Raw genomic sequence first — 14,076 nt, 5'->3', positions numbered from 1 at the left:
CTCAGGTTCCGTCGTCCAGCACGGCAAGAATGTCCTCTACCCGATCCACAGCGTGGACCTGCAGCCCGTCCATGGGTTGCCGGGGCGCATTGGCGCGGGGAATGATCGCGCGCTCGAACCCCAGCTTGGCGGCTTCGCGCAGGCGTTCCTGCCCGCGCGGCGCGGGGCGGATTTCACCCGCCAGACCGATTTCGCCGAAGGCGAACAGACGGGGAGGCAACGGTCGGTCCCGCATGGACGAAATCATCGCTAGCGCGACGGCGAGATCCGCAGCAGGCTCCATGATGCGCACGCCCCCCACAGCGTTCACGAACACGTCCTGGTCGAAGGTCGCAATTCCGGCATGGCGGTGCAGCACCGCCAGCAGCATGGCCAGGCGGCTGCTTTCCAGCCCCACCGACAGCCGGCGCGGATTGGGGACGTGAGCCGTGTCCACCAGGGCCTGAACCTCGACCATAAGCGGCCGCGTGCCTTCCTGCGTCGCCATCACGCAGGAGCCCGCCACCTCGCGCGAGTGCCCCGCCAGAAACAACGCGGAAGGGTTGCTGACGCCGCGCAGCCCGCGATCGGTCATGGCAAACACGCCCAATTCGTTGACCGCGCCGAAGCGGTTCTTGACTGCCCGTACCAGCCGGAAGGACGTGTGCGTATCGCCCTCGAAGTACAGCACGGTGTCCACGATGTGTTCCAGCACGCGCGGGCCCGCCAGCGCGCCGTCCTTGGTCACGTGGCCGATGATGATGAGCGAGATGCCGGTCTGCTTGGCAATGCGGGTGAGTTGGGCGGCACATTCGCGCACCTGGGAAACCGAGCCGGGGGCAGCCGTCAGTTCGCCGGAATACAAGGTCTGAATCGAATCGATCACGGCCACGCTGGGCTGACGATCGGTGAGCGCCTGCACGATCTGCTCCAACCGGATTTCAGCCAGCAGATCGACACCGTCTCCCGAGACACCCAACCGCTGGGCACGCAGGGCCACCTGTTCGGCCGATTCTTCGCCTGTCACATAGAGCACGGGGCCGCGCTGCGACAGGCTGGCGAGAGCCTGGAGCAGCAAGGTGGACTTGCCGATCCCCGGATCCCCGCCGATAAGCACTACGGCTCCGGCCACCAGGCCCCCGCCCAGCACGCGGTCGAATTCCTCGATGCCGCTGGGATTGCGGATCTGTTCATGGGCCTCGATCTCCGACAGCCGCCGCACGGGCGTACTGCCCGCGAGGGGCGCGAACCGGTGAGCGGGTGCCGCCGACTCGCGCGTCTCCTGCAGTGTGTTCCAGGCCCCGCAATGGGGGCAGCGGCCCTCCCATTTGGCCGAGGCCGCGCCGCACTCGGTACAGAGAAATAACGTCTTCGCCTTGGCCATCAGCGGCCCGCCAGGCTGCCACCGCCATCCACACCCAGCTCCTGGCCCGTGATATACGATGCCTCGTCGCCCAGCAGAAACACCACGGCGGCGGCAACTTCGGCGGCCTGGCCCAGGCGCCCCATGGGGATGGTGGACAGAACCGACTTTTCAGCGTCGCTGCCCACCGGATATTCAGAACGGAACAGCCCCGTTTCCACAGGGCCGGGCGATACGGCATTGACCGTGACGCCGAAGGGCGCAAGTTCCAACGCCCAGGTGCGGGTACAGCCCAGCAGAGCGCTTTTGGCCGCCGAATAGCTCGTATGCCCCGCCGAGCCATACACCGCGCGGCCGCAAATGTTCACGATGCGGCCCGCCTTGCGCGCCTTCATGCCGGGCACGAAGGCTTGAACGGCCTGTACCGCCACCCGCACGTTCAGGTCGAACGCCTGATACAGCGAAGCCAGATCGACTTCGCCCAGAGCCTCCGCCATCACCGGCCCCACACAATTCACGACGGCATCCACAGGGTACTTTTCGCGGATTACCCGCAACAATTCCTCGGTCTCGCCGGCATTGGCCAGATCGCAGCCATACAGGTAGCCCGGAAAATCGATGTCGGCCGTATTGCGCGCCATCCCCACCACATGGCAACCCTGATCGGCCAACCGCTGACTGATGGCCCAACCAATGCCTTTGGTCGCCCCCGTCACAAGCACACAACTGTTTTTCATAGCGGATCCCCGGAAGATGAAGCTTGCAAAACGCGGCGCGGCACACGTGGCGTAATAGCCGTCAGCAACTCATACCCAATGGTGCCGCAGGATAACGCCACCTCGTCCACCGAAGGGCCGCCAGCGCCCCACAGCACCACGTCGGACCCCACATGCGCCTGCGGCACCGGCTCCAGATCCACGCCCAGCATGTCCATCGAGACACGCCCCAGCAGTCGCGTGCGCACACCGGCCACCGTGATCGGCGTACCGGTCCCCGCATGCCTCGGATAGCCGTCGGCATACCCGCAGGCAACGACGCCCACACGCATGGCGCGATCAGCCCGGAAGGTCTGACCATAGCCGATGGCTTCGCCCGCCGGCAAAACATGGGTATGGATCAACCGCGCCGAAAGCGTCATGGCTGGCCGCAAACCGAACGAGTCGGCTGGCTGGTGGGCAAACGGTGAGGACCCATACAGGCAGATGCCCGGCCGCACCCATTGAGTACCACCCACACGGTCGCTCACGACGCTCGCCGCGAAACCCGGCGTCAATGTCGCGGCCGAGTTGCAGACGCTCACGGCGCCGGGAAGGCCCTCCGTGGTGGCGTGAAACCGCGCCATCTGCTCCCGCGTAAAGGCCGGGTCGTCGTCGGCCCGTGCGAAGTGCGTCATCTTGCCGACATCATTCAGGATTCCCGCCAACTGCAAAGCTTGCGCGCGCGCAAACGCGGTACGAAACTCCCCCGGCTGAAACCCCAGCCGGTGCATGCCGCTGTTCAGCTTCACGAACGCATCCAGCGCATGAGGCATCCGGGAGGTTTCCAGCATGGTCAGTTGCTCGTCGCAATGCAGCGTCGTCGCAATGCGGTAGCGGCCCAGGATGTCGAGATCGGACGGCTCAAAAAATCCTTCAAGCAACAGCAAAGGCCCCGCCCAACCCGCTTCACGACAGCGCACGGCTTCGTCCAGGTCGAGCATGGCCAGGCCGTCGGCCTGCGCGAAGCCGTGCATCGCCGCCAGAAGCCCGTGGCCGTAGCCGCGAGCCTTGATCACAGCCCAGATCCTGGGAGAATCGACGGCACCCCGCGCCAGGCGGCCGGCCACGATGCGAAGGTTGTGGGACAAGGCTTCAGTGTCGATGGTCGCCAGGATCGGGCGCGGCATGGAATCCCCCAAAAGCTAGAATGGCACAAGCCTCTTCTGCAAGCCGGGCTCAGTATACTGCCTGCCCATTACAGCGATCGCGCTACAACCTGCATCATGAGCCCCGACGAGTATTGCCAGCGCAAGGCCGCACAAAGCGGCACCAGCCTCCATTACGCCCTGCTGTTCTTGCCGCCCGACAAGCGACAGGCGCTCACGGCGCTGCACGCCTTTCGCCAGGAAGTGGAAGATATCGTGGAGCAGACTTCCGAAGCTTCGGTCGCACGCATGAAGCTGGCCTGGTGGCGGGGGCAGGTGGAAGCAATCTTCTCTGGCCAAGCGGACCATCCGGTCGCCATCGCGCTGGCGCAGCACGCACTGGCCTACGGGCTGCAGGCGGAGCCCCTGCATGCCGTCATCGAGGCGTCGGAGATGAATCTCGACCGGTTCCGCTACCCCGACTGGGCCGCATTGCAGCAATACTGCTGGCTGGCGGCAGCTCGGGTCAATGGCCTCACGGCCGGAATCCTGGGCCAGACCTCGCCCCAGACCCGCACGTTTGCCGAGGGTCTGGGGCTGGCGCTGCAGATGACCATGCTCCTGGCTGATGTGGGAGAAGATGCGCGCCGCGGAAGAATCTATCTGCCCGCCGACGAAATGGAGCGTCATGGTGTCACCGTGGACGACGTCCTGGACGGCCGCCACTCGACGCAGTTCCAGGCGCTGATGGACGAGCAGGCGGTGCGGACACGCGCACTCTTCGGAGAGGCCATGCGGGCGTTGCCCGAGGCGGACCGCCGCGCCCAGCGCCCCAACCTGATGCTGGCAGCCATCCACTGGGCACTGCTGCATGAGCTGCAGCGCGACGGCTGGCATGTTCTGGACCAGCGCATCGCCCTCACACCCATTCGCAAGTTCTGGCTGGCGTGGAAGACCTGGGTGGGCGGAGGGCGACGGTTGATGCGGAAATTGTCCGCAGGCCACTGAAAGGCGCTACGCGCCGGCCAAAGCCCGCGCCCTCCCGCCGTGGCGTTCAAGTGGCCCCGGAAGCCGGGGAAGGCACGTCCGGACGCGCAGGTGCGACGAACGTCAAGGACCGCCGGCCCATCAGCGTCCGCTTGCCAAACAGGCTCTCGACCAGTTCCACGGCCACCTCAGCGGTCTGATTGCGCACGTCCAGGGCAGGATTGAGTTCCACGACATCAACGGACCCCACCCGTCCGGTATCGGCCAGCATCTCCATGCACAATTGCGCCTCGCGCCACGTGGGGCCCCCGCGCACGGCCGTGCCTACGCCAGGCGCAAAATCGGGATCCAGGAAATCCACATCGAAGCTCACATGCACGTGGGCATCGGCGGGCAAGCCCGCCAGCGCCGACTCCATGACGGCGCGCATGCCCCACTCATCGATCACGCGCATGTCGTATACGTCCAGCCCCTGCGCACCGACAAACTCGCGCTCGCCCGCGTCCACGCTGCGCACGCCCACCATGCGCAACTCCGCGGGTTGCAATGCCGCGCCGCGCCCGCCCAATTCGACCAGCGGGCGCGGGCCGAATCCGCACAGACAGGCGACGGGCATGCCGTGCAGATTGCCGCTGGGCGTAAGCACATCGGTATTGAAATCGGTATGCGCGTCCAGCCAGAACACCCGCAGCGGCTGTTTCCGGCTTCGGCAATGGCGTGCCACAGCACTCACCGACCCCACGCCCAGGCAATGATCGCCGCCAAGCGTCAATGGCAGGTGGCCGGCTTGCAACTGAGCGTGGACGGCGGCATGGACGGCACGATTCCAGGCGACGACCTGCGACAGGTGGCGGTACCCCCGCTCAGGCGGTTGCCACGGATTCTCCGGGCCCGACAGATTACCAGTGTCCAGCACCCGGTAGCCCAGCGCCCGCAGCACGCCGGCGAGCCCGGCCACGCGCAGCGCCTCCGGCCCCATGGATGAACCCCGGACACTGGCACCGACGTCGGCGGGAACGCCGACCAAGGCAATTGTTTCAGCCATCTTGTCGTTCCCCTGCCATCGAAACGCAAGGCCTGCCGTGAAGCAGGATCAAGCCGACTATACCGCGTGCTGCCGCAAATAATCCGCTACCTGTCGCGCGTCGCAATCCATGAGCGCGACGCGCTGGGGGCGCTGGGCCAGATCGCGCAATGCGGCCGGAACCTCAGGCTCGACTCCGACGGCCTCCACGATGGTTTCGGCGAACTTGGCGGGCAGCGCGGTTTCCAGTGCCAGCATGGGCACGCCGGGTTCCAGGTGCTCGCGCGCCACCTTCACGGCATCGGCCGTATGAGGATCAATCAGCACCCCGGCCTTTTGATGGACCGACCGGATGGTACGCAACCGATCGGCGTGGGTGCTCGAACCCGCCACGAAACCATAACGATCCTCGAACTGCGGCTTGAGCGCCGACAGGTCGAAGAATCCGTCCTGCTGCAGCGCCTGCATCAGCGCCTTCACCCGCACCGGATCATGCCCCACCAGATCGAAGACGAAACGCTCGAAGTTGGACGCCCGCGAAATGTCCATCGAAGGGCTGGACGTGGCATAGGTCTGGCTGGCGGGCCGGGGGCGGTAGATCCCGGTGCGGAAGAACTCCTCGAGGACGTTGTTCTCGTTGGTCGCCAGCACCAGACGGCGGATCGGCAAGCCCATCCGCCGCGCAATGTGGCCGGCCAGAATGTTGCCGAAGTTTCCGGATGGCACGGCGAAAGAGACCGGATCGCCCGGCTTCTTGGTGACCCGCAGCCAGCCCCAAACGTAATACACCACCTGTGCGGCGATCCGCGCCCAGTTGATGGAATTCACGGCACCCAGGCGATGGGCGCTCTTGAAGGCGAGGTCGCCGGACAACGCCTTGACGATGTCCTGGCACTCGTCGAACACCCCGCGAATGGCAAGATTGTGGATATTGGCGTCTTGCAGCGAATACATCTGCGCACGCTGAAAGGCGCTCATGCGCCCATGCGGCGACAACATGAAGACCGCAATCCCCTGCTTGCCGCGCAGAGCGTATTCGGCGGCCGATCCTGTGTCGCCGGACGTTGCGCCCAGAATGTTCAGCGTCTGCCCGCGCTGCGCAAGCACCGTCTCGAAGAGCTGTCCGAGAAGCTGCATGGCCATGTCCTTGAAGGCCAGCGTAGGGCCCTCGGACAAACCGAGCAGGGACAGACCCGGTTCCAACGGCTTGACTGGCGCAATGCGCGCAAACACATTCGGCGCATACGCAGCCTGCGTCAGGCGCCGCAGTGTCTCGGGAGCAAGATCATCGATGAAGAGCTCCAATACGCGGGCTGCGAGTTCCGCGTAGTCCAGCGCCCGCCAGGATTCCAGCGTGGCCGCCGTCAGGGTGGGGATCTCCATCGGCAGGGCCAGGCCGCCGTCAGGAGCCAGCCCTTCCAGCAGAATGTCGCAAAACGACATGGGCGCCATTCCGCCCCGGGTCGACTGATACTTCAATTGAGATTCTCCACGCGCAGGCGGGTAACGCCCGAGTGCACGAACGGAAGGTCCTGGATGGCCTGCAAGGCCTGCTGTACATCCCCTTCCCGCGCCTCGTGCGTGAGGAAAATGATGTCGGCCTGATGGACTCCGTGGGGTTGCTGGAACATGGAACCGACAGAGATCCGCGCCTGGGACAGGATCCGCGCAAGATCCGCCAACACACCGGGCCGGTCGTCCACGCGCAGGCGCAGATAGAAGCTGGTGCGGACCTCTGCCATGGGCAGGATCGGGATGTCCGCCATCGCGTCGGGCTGAAACGCCAGATGCGGGACGCGGTGCTCCGGATCGGCCATCTGCAGACGGGCCACATCGACCAGATCGGCCACTACAGCCGATGCCGTGGGCAAGGCGCCGGCGCCCTGTCCATAATACATCGAGGGTCCCACCGCATCGCCGCGGACCAGGACGGCGTTCATCGCCCCCTCGACGCTGGCCAGCAGGCAGTCCGCCGGCACCAGCGCAGGGTGCACCCTCAACTCGATGCCATCGGGGCGGTGCCGGGTGATGCCCAGCAGCTTGATCCGGTACCCCAGGCGGTCGGCGTGGACAATGTCTTCCGATGCGAGATGGGAAATGCCCTCGATGTAGGCCCGGTCGAACTGCACCGGCACGCCAAAAGCCAGCGACGCCAGCAGCGTCAGCTTGTGCGCCGCATCCACGCCCTCGATATCGAAAGTGGGGTCGGCCTCGGCATACCCCAGGCGTTGCGCTTCGGCCAACACCGCCTCGAATGGCAGGCCGCGCTGGCGCATTTCGGACAGGATGAAATTGGTGGTGCCATTGATGATGCCGGCCACCCATTGAATCCGGTTGGCGGTCAGGCCTTCGCGAATGGCCTTGATGATGGGGATACCGCCGCCCACCGCCGCCTCGAAGGCGACCATCACCCCACGCGCCTGGGCGGCGGCGAAGATCTCGTTGCCATGGACGGCGAGCAATGCCTTGTTGGCCGTCACGACGTGCTTTCCCTGGGCGATGGCCTCCAGGATGCACCGGCGCGCGACGGTCTCGCCACCGACCAGCTCGACGATGATATCGATGTCCGGGTCATGCATGAGGGCCATGCCGTCCGTGATCACCTTCACGTCAGGGCCCACCAGTGCTCGGGCCTTGGCCACGTCCCTCACCGCCACGGCGGCGACTTCGATGTGGCGCCCGGCGCGCCGGGCGATCTCGCCGCCATTCTGTTTCAGGACCGTCCAGACCCCACCGCCGACAACCCCAAGGCCCAGCAGCCCGACACGAATGGGCTTCATTTCAGGAGCCCGTCCTTGCGGAACATATCCTTGATGCCGCGCACCGCCTGACGGATGCGCTGCTCGTTTTCAATGAGTGCAAAGCGCACATACTCGTCGCCATAATCCCCAAACCCGATTCCGGGGGACACAGCGACCTTCGCATCGGCCAGCAGGCGCTTCGAAAATTCCAGCGACCCCATGGCCCGATAGGGCTCGGGAATGTGCGCCCAGATATACATGGAGGCCTTGGGAATATCGACCATCCAGCCCGCCTCATGCAGGCTGCGAGCCAGCACGTCCCGACGGCAGCGGTATTGCTCCACGACCTGGGCCACGCCGTCCTGCGGGCCTTCGAGTGCCGCAATGGCCGCCACCTGGATGGGCGTGAAAGTCCCATAATCGTGATAGCTCTTGATGCGCGCCAGGGCATGCACCAGTTCGCGGTTGCCCACCATGAAGCCGACCCGCCAGCCAGCCATGTTGTAGCTCTTGCTCATGGTGAAGAATTCCACCGCCACGTCGCGGGCTCCCGGCACCTGCATGATGGATGGCGCCACATACCCGTCAAAGGTGATGTCCGCGTAGGCCAGATCATGCACGACCAGAATGCCATGCTCGCGCGCCAGCGCCACGATTCGCTCGAAAAACGACAGATCCACGCACTGCGCCGTCGGGTTGCTGGGAAACCCGAGGATCATCATTTTGGGCTTGGGAATGGTCTCGCGCACCGCGCGCTCGATTTCCTGGAAAAAATCCAGCCCCGGCGTCATGGGCACCGAACGGATATTGGCGCCCGCGATCACGGCGCCGTAAATGTGAATGGGATAGCTGGGATTGGGCACCAGCACGGTATCACCGCGGTCCAACGTCGCCAGCATCAAGTGGGCCAAGCCTTCCTTGGACCCGATGGTGACTATGGCCTCCGTTTCGGGGTCGATGTCCACGCCGTAGCGTCGCCCATACCAGTTGGCGATGGCGCGGCGCAGGCGCGGAATGCCCCTGGATACCGAATAGCCGTGCGTGTGATCCCGATGGACGACCTCGACCAGCTTGTCGACGATATGCTGGGGCGTGGGGCCATCCGGGTTGCCCATCGACATGTCGATGATGTCCTCGCCACGCCTGCGAGCAGCCATCTTCAGCTCCCCGGTGATGTTGAACACATAGGGGGGCAGGCGCTCAATGCGCGGAAAGCTCGTCATGATGAACCTCGGTGGCGATGGAAAACGGCTGGCGAAATGGCGCGCCGTCATGAATGCAGCGCAGCAAATCCGTTAATCTAGCGCATGAGCTACAGACTCGCAAATGGCCCCATGGCAAGGCTCTGCGCCGACAACCGATTGCGCTATCATCACAGGAACACCGGAGCATCCTGTGCTATTGCAAAAAGATTCCAACCCTGAACTGAACACCGTGACGGCCTATGGGGACGACTACCTGGAAATCAACCGGGAACGCTTCGAGTCCGCTGTCTGCTTTGCGCCCCAGGGGCCCGTCCGCAGCCTGGACGTGCAACGGCCGGGCGATATCGACGCGGCGTTGCTCCAGGACCTGATCGGCGTGCAGGTTGGCGCCCAGGATCCGATGGCTTTTCTGGATGATGCGCCCGCCGCATTGCCACCCGACGCCCCGGAGGTCGTGCTGATCGGCACGGGGGCGCGTCAGGTCTTTCTCGCGCCTCACATCACCCAGCCGCTGCTGAAGCTCGGCATCGGCGTAGAGACCATGACCACGCAGGCGGCTGCCCGCACCTACAACATCCTGATGTCCGAGGAGCGCCACGTACTGGCCATCCTCCTTCCATGAGATCCCCACTGATGACTACTCCCCAAATCGGCCAACCGCTGCCGGTTCTGAAAGCCGACACGACCCAAGGCCCCTTCGACTCGCAGGCCCTGCTGGGCAAACCCTGGGTGCTTTATTTCTACCCCAAGGACAACACGCCCGGCTGCACGCTGGAAGCCCAGGATTTCCGGGACCAACACCCACAATTCCAGGCGTTGGGCTGCTCCGTCTACGGCGTCTCGCGCGACTCCCTGAAGTCGCACGGCGGCTTCATCGAAAAGCAGGGCTTGCCCTTTGCCCTCATCTCGGACCCGGACGAAAGGCTGTGCACGCTGTTTGACGTCATGAAGCTGAAGAACATGTACGGGAAGCAGGTTCGCGGGGTTGAACGGAGCACGTTCCTGATCGATGCAAAAGGCTTGCTGGCGCGCGAATGGCGCGGCGTGCGCGTTCCCGACCATGTAACCGAAGTCCTGAAGGCCGTCCAGGAACTGGCGGCGTAAGCCGCCCCACCACCGGAGTCTCTATGCCCCTTCCGAAAGCCCCATCCAGCATGGGTGCCACCGTAGAAGCCGAAACCGCTTCACCATTGCTTCCGGAACGTGTGGCGGACGCTCCGGCTCCTGGCCGCCAGCCCCCCCGCGCCGCGCGGGCCAAACGGCCCCTGGCCGCCATCCTGACCAAACAACCGGCCGCGGCAACCGTGCCATCAACACCAGCCCCCGCCGCCGCGTCGGCGCCTGCCGCGCCGGCCCTTGCCCTTGCCCCTGCCCCTGCGGCTGAGGGAAAACCGCAGCCGGCACAAGCCAGGCAGCCGGTGCCGCGTCCGACCCAGACCCCGCTGAAACCACGGCCACAGGCCGGCGCGGCCAAACCGGCAGCCGCGCCCAGCAAGCCGAGGCGCCTCTCGACGGCGCAGCGCAAGCTCTTCGTGCTGGATACCAACGTGCTGTTGCACGATCCGTCGTCCCTGTTCCGCTTCGCCGAACACGATGTTTTCCTGCCCATGATCGTGCTGGAAGAGCTGGACCACCAGAAAAAGGGCATGTCCGAAGTCGCGCGCAACGCGCGGCAGGTCAGCCGCTACCTGGATGAACTGGTGGACACGTCCGATCTGAGCAAAGGCGTGCCCCTGGATGCGCTGGGGCACACGGACGCACTGGGGTCGCTCTATTTCCAGACGCGACCGACCAATACCCACCTGCCCCTGGAACTGCCCATGGGCAAGGCGGACAACGTGATCCTGGGGATCGTCCACGGACTGCGCGAGCACGACCCCAAACGGGAGATCGTGCTGGTGTCCAAGGACATCAACATGCGCCTGAAGGCGCGGGCGCTGAACCTGCCGGCGGAAGACTACCTGAACGACCACGTACTGGACGACTCGGATCTGCTCTACGACGGCGTCATGCCACTGCCGGAGAACTTTTGGAACAAGCACGGCAAGGACATTGAATCCTGGCAGCAGAACGGGCTGACCTGGTACCGGGTCCGCGGGCCGCTGTGCGGTCAGTTCATCGTCAACGAATTCGTCTACTACGACGGGGAAATGCCGCTCTCCGGCCAGGTCCGGGAAGTCACGGGCAAAAGTGCCGTGCTCTCCACCCTGCGCGACTTCAGCCACGCCAAGAACAGCGTCTGGGGCATCACCGCCCGCAATCGCGAACAGAACTTCGCGCTCAACCTGCTGATGAACCCGGAGATCGACTTCGTCTCGCTGCTGGGACAAGCCGGCACCGGCAAGACCCTGCTGGCGCTCGCGACCGGCCTGGCCCAAACCTTCGAGACCCGCCGCTACACTGAAATCATCATTACCCGCGCTACGGTGCCGGTGGGCGACGACATCGGCTTTCTACCGGGCACCGAAGAGGAAAAGATGCTCCCCTGGATGGGCGCGCTCGAAGACAACCTCGAAGTCCTGCATCAGGGGGCAGCGGGCAGCCTGGGTTCCAGCAGCAACGGACAGGACTGGGACAAGACGCCGGCCATGGACCTGATCCGTTCGCGCATCAAGGTCAAATCCATGAACTTCATGCGCGGGCGCACATTCCTGAACAAATATCTGATCATCGACGAGGCACAGAACCTGACGCCCAAGCAGATGAAGACGCTGACCACGCGGGCCGGTCCGGGAACCAAGATCGTGTGCCTGGGAAACATCGCACAGATCGACACGCCCTACCTCACCGAAGGCAGCTCGGGACTCACCTATGTCGTGGACCGCTTCAAGGGCTGGCCTCACGCCGGGCACATCACGCTGCAGCGCGGCGAACGGTCGCGACTGGCTGACTACGCCAGCGAGGTGCTCTAGTGCGCCCAGATGCTCACCGTCGGCCGAAAGCCCCGCAGCGGCCGGGTGACGGACCGGGCGCCATGATCACCGTCGGCCCTTCTTCTGTGGCAACCACCGAACCGTCCGGCCGCGCGGCCGGCTGTCCCGGGCGCCCACTGGCCTTCACCATGGGCGACGCGGCCGGCATCGGCCCGGAGCTGATCGTGCGCCTGTTCGCAGAGGGCCTGCCGCACCCCGCAGTGGTATACGGCGATGTGGGAATCCTGCAGCGCACCTGCGAGTCGCTGGGCCTTTCGCGCCAGTTGCGCGTCCAGCCCCTGGACGCCCCGGGGGCGGGGACCACCCACCAGGTCATCGGCGTGCTCAACCGATGGATGCCGCTGCCGGCCAGCTTGCCGACGGGCCGGGTCGACCCGGCCGCCGGACGCGGTGCCTATGAATACCTGTGCCATGCCATCGACGATGCCCAGGCCCATCAGCTGCGTGGCATCGTGACCGCTCCCCTGAACAAGGCCGCGATGCGGGCCGCAGGGGTGGACTTCCCCGGTCACACGGAGATTCTGGCGACGCGAACCCATACGCGGGACTACGCCATGATGCTCGCCAACGACGAGCTCCGGGTGCTGCTGGTCACCATTCACATCGCGCTGGCCGACGTGTCGGCGGCGCTCAGCACTGCCGCGGAACTGACAGCCATTCGCTTGGCGCAACACGCCTGCCGCCAAGCCGGCATCCCGCAGCCGCGCATCGCCGTCGCGGGCCTGAACCCCCATGCCGGCGAGAATGGCGCTTTCGGCACAGAAGAAGCGCGTATCATCCGCCCCGCCATCGAACAGGCTGTCGCCGAGGGCCTGCGGGTGTCGGGCCCCTGGCCGGGAGACACGGTCTTCATGCGCGCCCGCCGGGGAGAATTCGACATCGTGGTCGCCCAGTATCACGACCAGGGCCTGATCCCCGTCAAATACCTCGGGCTGGACGAGGGGGTGAACGTCACGGTAGGCCTGCCGTTCGTCCGCACCAGCGTAGACCACGGAACCGCATTCGACATTGCCGGCCAGGGCGTGGCGGACCCCGCGTCGCTGCGTGCCGCCATGCGTCTGGCGCTGCAGATGACCATGGACCGACAGGCGGACTCCAGTCCAGGTCGATAGCAGCCTCCCGGCATCACCGCGCGCCGCGGTAGGCGAGACGCGGGTCATCGTGATAGAATGCCGGGTTACTTGCCCGATTGGGATGGTGCGACCTCGTTGGTTTGCGCCGTCATGGATGTGCACCACACACCATGGATCCCACGGGCTGTCTGTCAACACCGCAGATATCCACAAGGAGTCATTCATGCGCCACTACGAAGTAGTGTTCATCGTGCACCCCGATCAGAGCGAGCAGGTGCCCGCCATGATCGAGCGCTACCAGACCATGGTCACCTCGAACGGCGGCACCGTCCACCGTGTCGAAGACTGGGGCCGTCGCCAGCTTGCCTACCCGATCCAGAAGCTCGTCAAGGCTCACTACGTGTGCTTCAACATCGAGTGCGGCGAAGCCGCCCTCGAAGAGCTGGAACATTCCTTCCGCTACAACGACGCGATTCTGCGTTCCTTGTTCATCAAGCAAAAGAAGGCCCATACCGAACCTTCCTTCATGATGAAGTCGGTCGAACGCGAAGAAGCCCGCAAGGCGGCCGCTGAACCCGCGAAATCCTGATCAGGCGCCGATGCAATCCGTGAATCGGGTCGAGATCACAGCGCGGGTGAACAGGACCGAACCGCTACGGCATACGCCGGCCGGCATCCCGGTTCTGCACCTCACGCTGGAGCACGAGTCCCAGGTTCAGGAAGCCGGCGCACCGCGCAAGGTCACGCTGGAACTGCAGGCCGTCGCTCTGGGCGATCTGGCGCAGTCGCTGGCTCAGGCCGACAACGGCATCCGGATCGAGGCCACGGGGTTCCTGGCACCGCAACGTCAGGGATCCGATCGGCTGGTATTGCACCTGCAACAGATTGCACAGGCACAGTAAACGAATACACCGGGCATCGCCCGGGC

At 65.0% G+C, this 14,076-nt stretch carries 14 protein-coding genes; 7 read left to right on the top strand and 7 right to left on the bottom strand.

The genetic code is table 11. From position 1 onward, the window contains the following. Nucleotide 1: 1 nt before the first annotated feature. From radA to alr, 3 genes are read right to left on the bottom strand one after another with little or no spacing between them, the layout of a single operon-like run. Nucleotides 2–1,363 (bottom strand): DNA repair protein RadA, encoded by a 1,362-nt coding sequence (radA, locus tag ACVCMJ_RS01755; RefSeq protein ID WP_447079749.1) that lies wholly within the window; start codon nucleotides 1,361–1,363, stop codon nucleotides 2–4. Further along, entirely contained in the window at nucleotides 1,363–2,079 is a 717-nt protein-coding gene (locus tag ACVCMJ_RS01750) for an SDR family oxidoreductase (protein WP_447079748.1), read from the bottom strand. Before ACVCMJ_RS01750 ends, radA begins: the two co-directional genes overlap by 1 nt. Continuing rightward, entirely contained in the window at nucleotides 2,076–3,227 is a 1,152-nt protein-coding gene (alr, locus tag ACVCMJ_RS01745) for an alanine racemase (RefSeq protein ID WP_447079747.1), read from the bottom strand. Before alr ends, ACVCMJ_RS01750 begins: the two co-directional genes overlap by 4 nt. Before the next feature lie 96 nt (nucleotides 3,228–3,323). Between alr and hpnD the strand changes: the two genes are divergently transcribed. After that, nucleotides 3,324–4,193: a presqualene diphosphate synthase HpnD gene (gene hpnD, locus ACVCMJ_RS01740; RefSeq protein WP_447079746.1), complete on the top strand. Its 870-nt coding sequence runs from the start codon at nucleotides 3,324–3,326 to the stop codon at nucleotides 4,191–4,193. A 46-nt stretch (nucleotides 4,194–4,239) separates the two neighbouring features. Here hpnD and rocF read toward each other — a convergent pair whose 3' ends face one another. The 4 genes from rocF to alaC are packed head-to-tail and all read right to left on the bottom strand — an operon-like array spanning nucleotide 4,240 to nucleotide 9,160. Continuing rightward, the gene (gene rocF / locus ACVCMJ_RS01735; RefSeq protein ID WP_447079745.1) at nucleotides 4,240–5,217 is read right to left on the bottom strand and encodes an arginase; all 978 of its coding nucleotides are present in this window, start codon (nucleotides 5,215–5,217) and stop codon (nucleotides 4,240–4,242) included. 57 nt (nucleotides 5,218–5,274) lie between these two features. Further along, complete coding sequence (thrC, locus tag ACVCMJ_RS01730) at nucleotides 5,275–6,675, bottom strand: threonine synthase (RefSeq protein ID WP_447079744.1); 1,401 nt, start codon at nucleotides 6,673–6,675, stop codon at nucleotides 5,275–5,277. Then, entirely contained in the window at nucleotides 6,672–7,976 is a 1,305-nt protein-coding gene (locus ACVCMJ_RS01725) for a homoserine dehydrogenase (protein WP_447079743.1), read from the bottom strand. The genes thrC and ACVCMJ_RS01725 overlap by 4 nt, the downstream gene beginning before the upstream one ends. Beyond that, nucleotides 7,973–9,160, bottom strand: coding sequence for an alanine transaminase (gene alaC, locus ACVCMJ_RS01720; RefSeq protein ID WP_447079742.1), 1,188 nt, complete (start codon nucleotides 9,158–9,160; stop codon nucleotides 7,973–7,975). The genes ACVCMJ_RS01725 and alaC overlap by 4 nt, the downstream gene beginning before the upstream one ends. A gap of 172 nt (nucleotides 9,161–9,332) precedes the next feature. Here alaC and ACVCMJ_RS01715 point away from each other — a divergent pair, with 172 nt between their 5' ends. From ACVCMJ_RS01715 to priB, 6 genes are all read left to right on the top strand, one after another. Continuing rightward, nucleotides 9,333–9,764 carry an Mth938-like domain-containing protein gene (locus ACVCMJ_RS01715; RefSeq protein ID WP_447079741.1) on the top strand — a complete coding sequence of 144 codons (432 nt, stop codon included), beginning with the start codon at nucleotides 9,333–9,335 and terminating at the stop codon, nucleotides 9,762–9,764. Between the two features lie 11 nt (nucleotides 9,765–9,775). Continuing rightward, nucleotides 9,776–10,246, top strand: a complete 471-nt coding sequence (locus ACVCMJ_RS01710; RefSeq protein ID WP_447079740.1) for a peroxiredoxin — start codon at nucleotides 9,776–9,778, stop codon at nucleotides 10,244–10,246. Between the two features lie 23 nt (nucleotides 10,247–10,269). Beyond that, entirely contained in the window at nucleotides 10,270–12,054 is a 1,785-nt protein-coding gene (locus tag ACVCMJ_RS01705; protein ID WP_447079739.1) for a PhoH family protein, read from the top strand. A gap of 149 nt (nucleotides 12,055–12,203) precedes the next feature. Further along, nucleotides 12,204–13,187, top strand: coding sequence for a 4-hydroxythreonine-4-phosphate dehydrogenase PdxA (gene pdxA / locus ACVCMJ_RS01700; RefSeq protein WP_447082639.1), 984 nt, complete (start codon nucleotides 12,204–12,206; stop codon nucleotides 13,185–13,187). A gap of 184 nt (nucleotides 13,188–13,371) precedes the next feature. Then, on the top strand, nucleotides 13,372–13,737 hold the full coding sequence (gene rpsF / locus ACVCMJ_RS01695) for a 30S ribosomal protein S6 (protein ID WP_447079738.1): 366 nt from the start codon (nucleotides 13,372–13,374) through the stop codon (nucleotides 13,735–13,737). Between the two features lie 10 nt (nucleotides 13,738–13,747). Then, nucleotides 13,748–14,050, top strand: coding sequence for a primosomal replication protein N (priB, locus tag ACVCMJ_RS01690; RefSeq protein ID WP_447079737.1), 303 nt, complete (start codon nucleotides 13,748–13,750; stop codon nucleotides 14,048–14,050). Nucleotides 14,051–14,076 lie beyond the last annotated feature (26 nt).

Source organism: Castellaniella sp. UC4447_H14 (assembly GCF_052978285.1).
This window is presented reverse-complemented; position numbering and strand designations above follow the sequence as displayed.

Coding starts and splice junctions, on each gene's coding strand:
- alaC (WP_447079742.1), bottom strand. CDS start 9,160: ATGACGAGCTTTCCGCGCATTGAGCGCCTGCCCCCCTATGTGTTCAAC.
- ACVCMJ_RS01705 (WP_447079739.1), top strand. CDS start 10,270: ATGCCCCTTCCGAAAGCCCCATCCAGCATGGGTGCCACCGTAGAAGCC.
- ACVCMJ_RS01710 (WP_447079740.1), top strand. CDS start 9,776: ATGACTACTCCCCAAATCGGCCAACCGCTGCCGGTTCTGAAAGCCGAC.
- priB (WP_447079737.1), top strand. CDS start 13,748: ATGCAATCCGTGAATCGGGTCGAGATCACAGCGCGGGTGAACAGGACC.
- hpnD (WP_447079746.1), top strand. CDS start 3,324: ATGAGCCCCGACGAGTATTGCCAGCGCAAGGCCGCACAAAGCGGCACC.
- radA (WP_447079749.1), bottom strand. CDS start 1,363: ATGGCCAAGGCGAAGACGTTATTTCTCTGTACCGAGTGCGGCGCGGCC.
- pdxA (WP_447082639.1), top strand. CDS start 12,204: ATGGGCGACGCGGCCGGCATCGGCCCGGAGCTGATCGTGCGCCTGTTC.
- rocF (WP_447079745.1), bottom strand. CDS start 5,217: ATGGCTGAAACAATTGCCTTGGTCGGCGTTCCCGCCGACGTCGGTGCC.
- ACVCMJ_RS01750 (WP_447079748.1), bottom strand. CDS start 2,079: ATGAAAAACAGTTGTGTGCTTGTGACGGGGGCGACCAAAGGCATTGGT.
- alr (WP_447079747.1), bottom strand. CDS start 3,227: ATGCCGCGCCCGATCCTGGCGACCATCGACACTGAAGCCTTGTCCCAC.
- ACVCMJ_RS01725 (WP_447079743.1), bottom strand. CDS start 7,976: ATGAAGCCCATTCGTGTCGGGCTGCTGGGCCTTGGGGTTGTCGGCGGT.
- rpsF (WP_447079738.1), top strand. CDS start 13,372: ATGCGCCACTACGAAGTAGTGTTCATCGTGCACCCCGATCAGAGCGAG.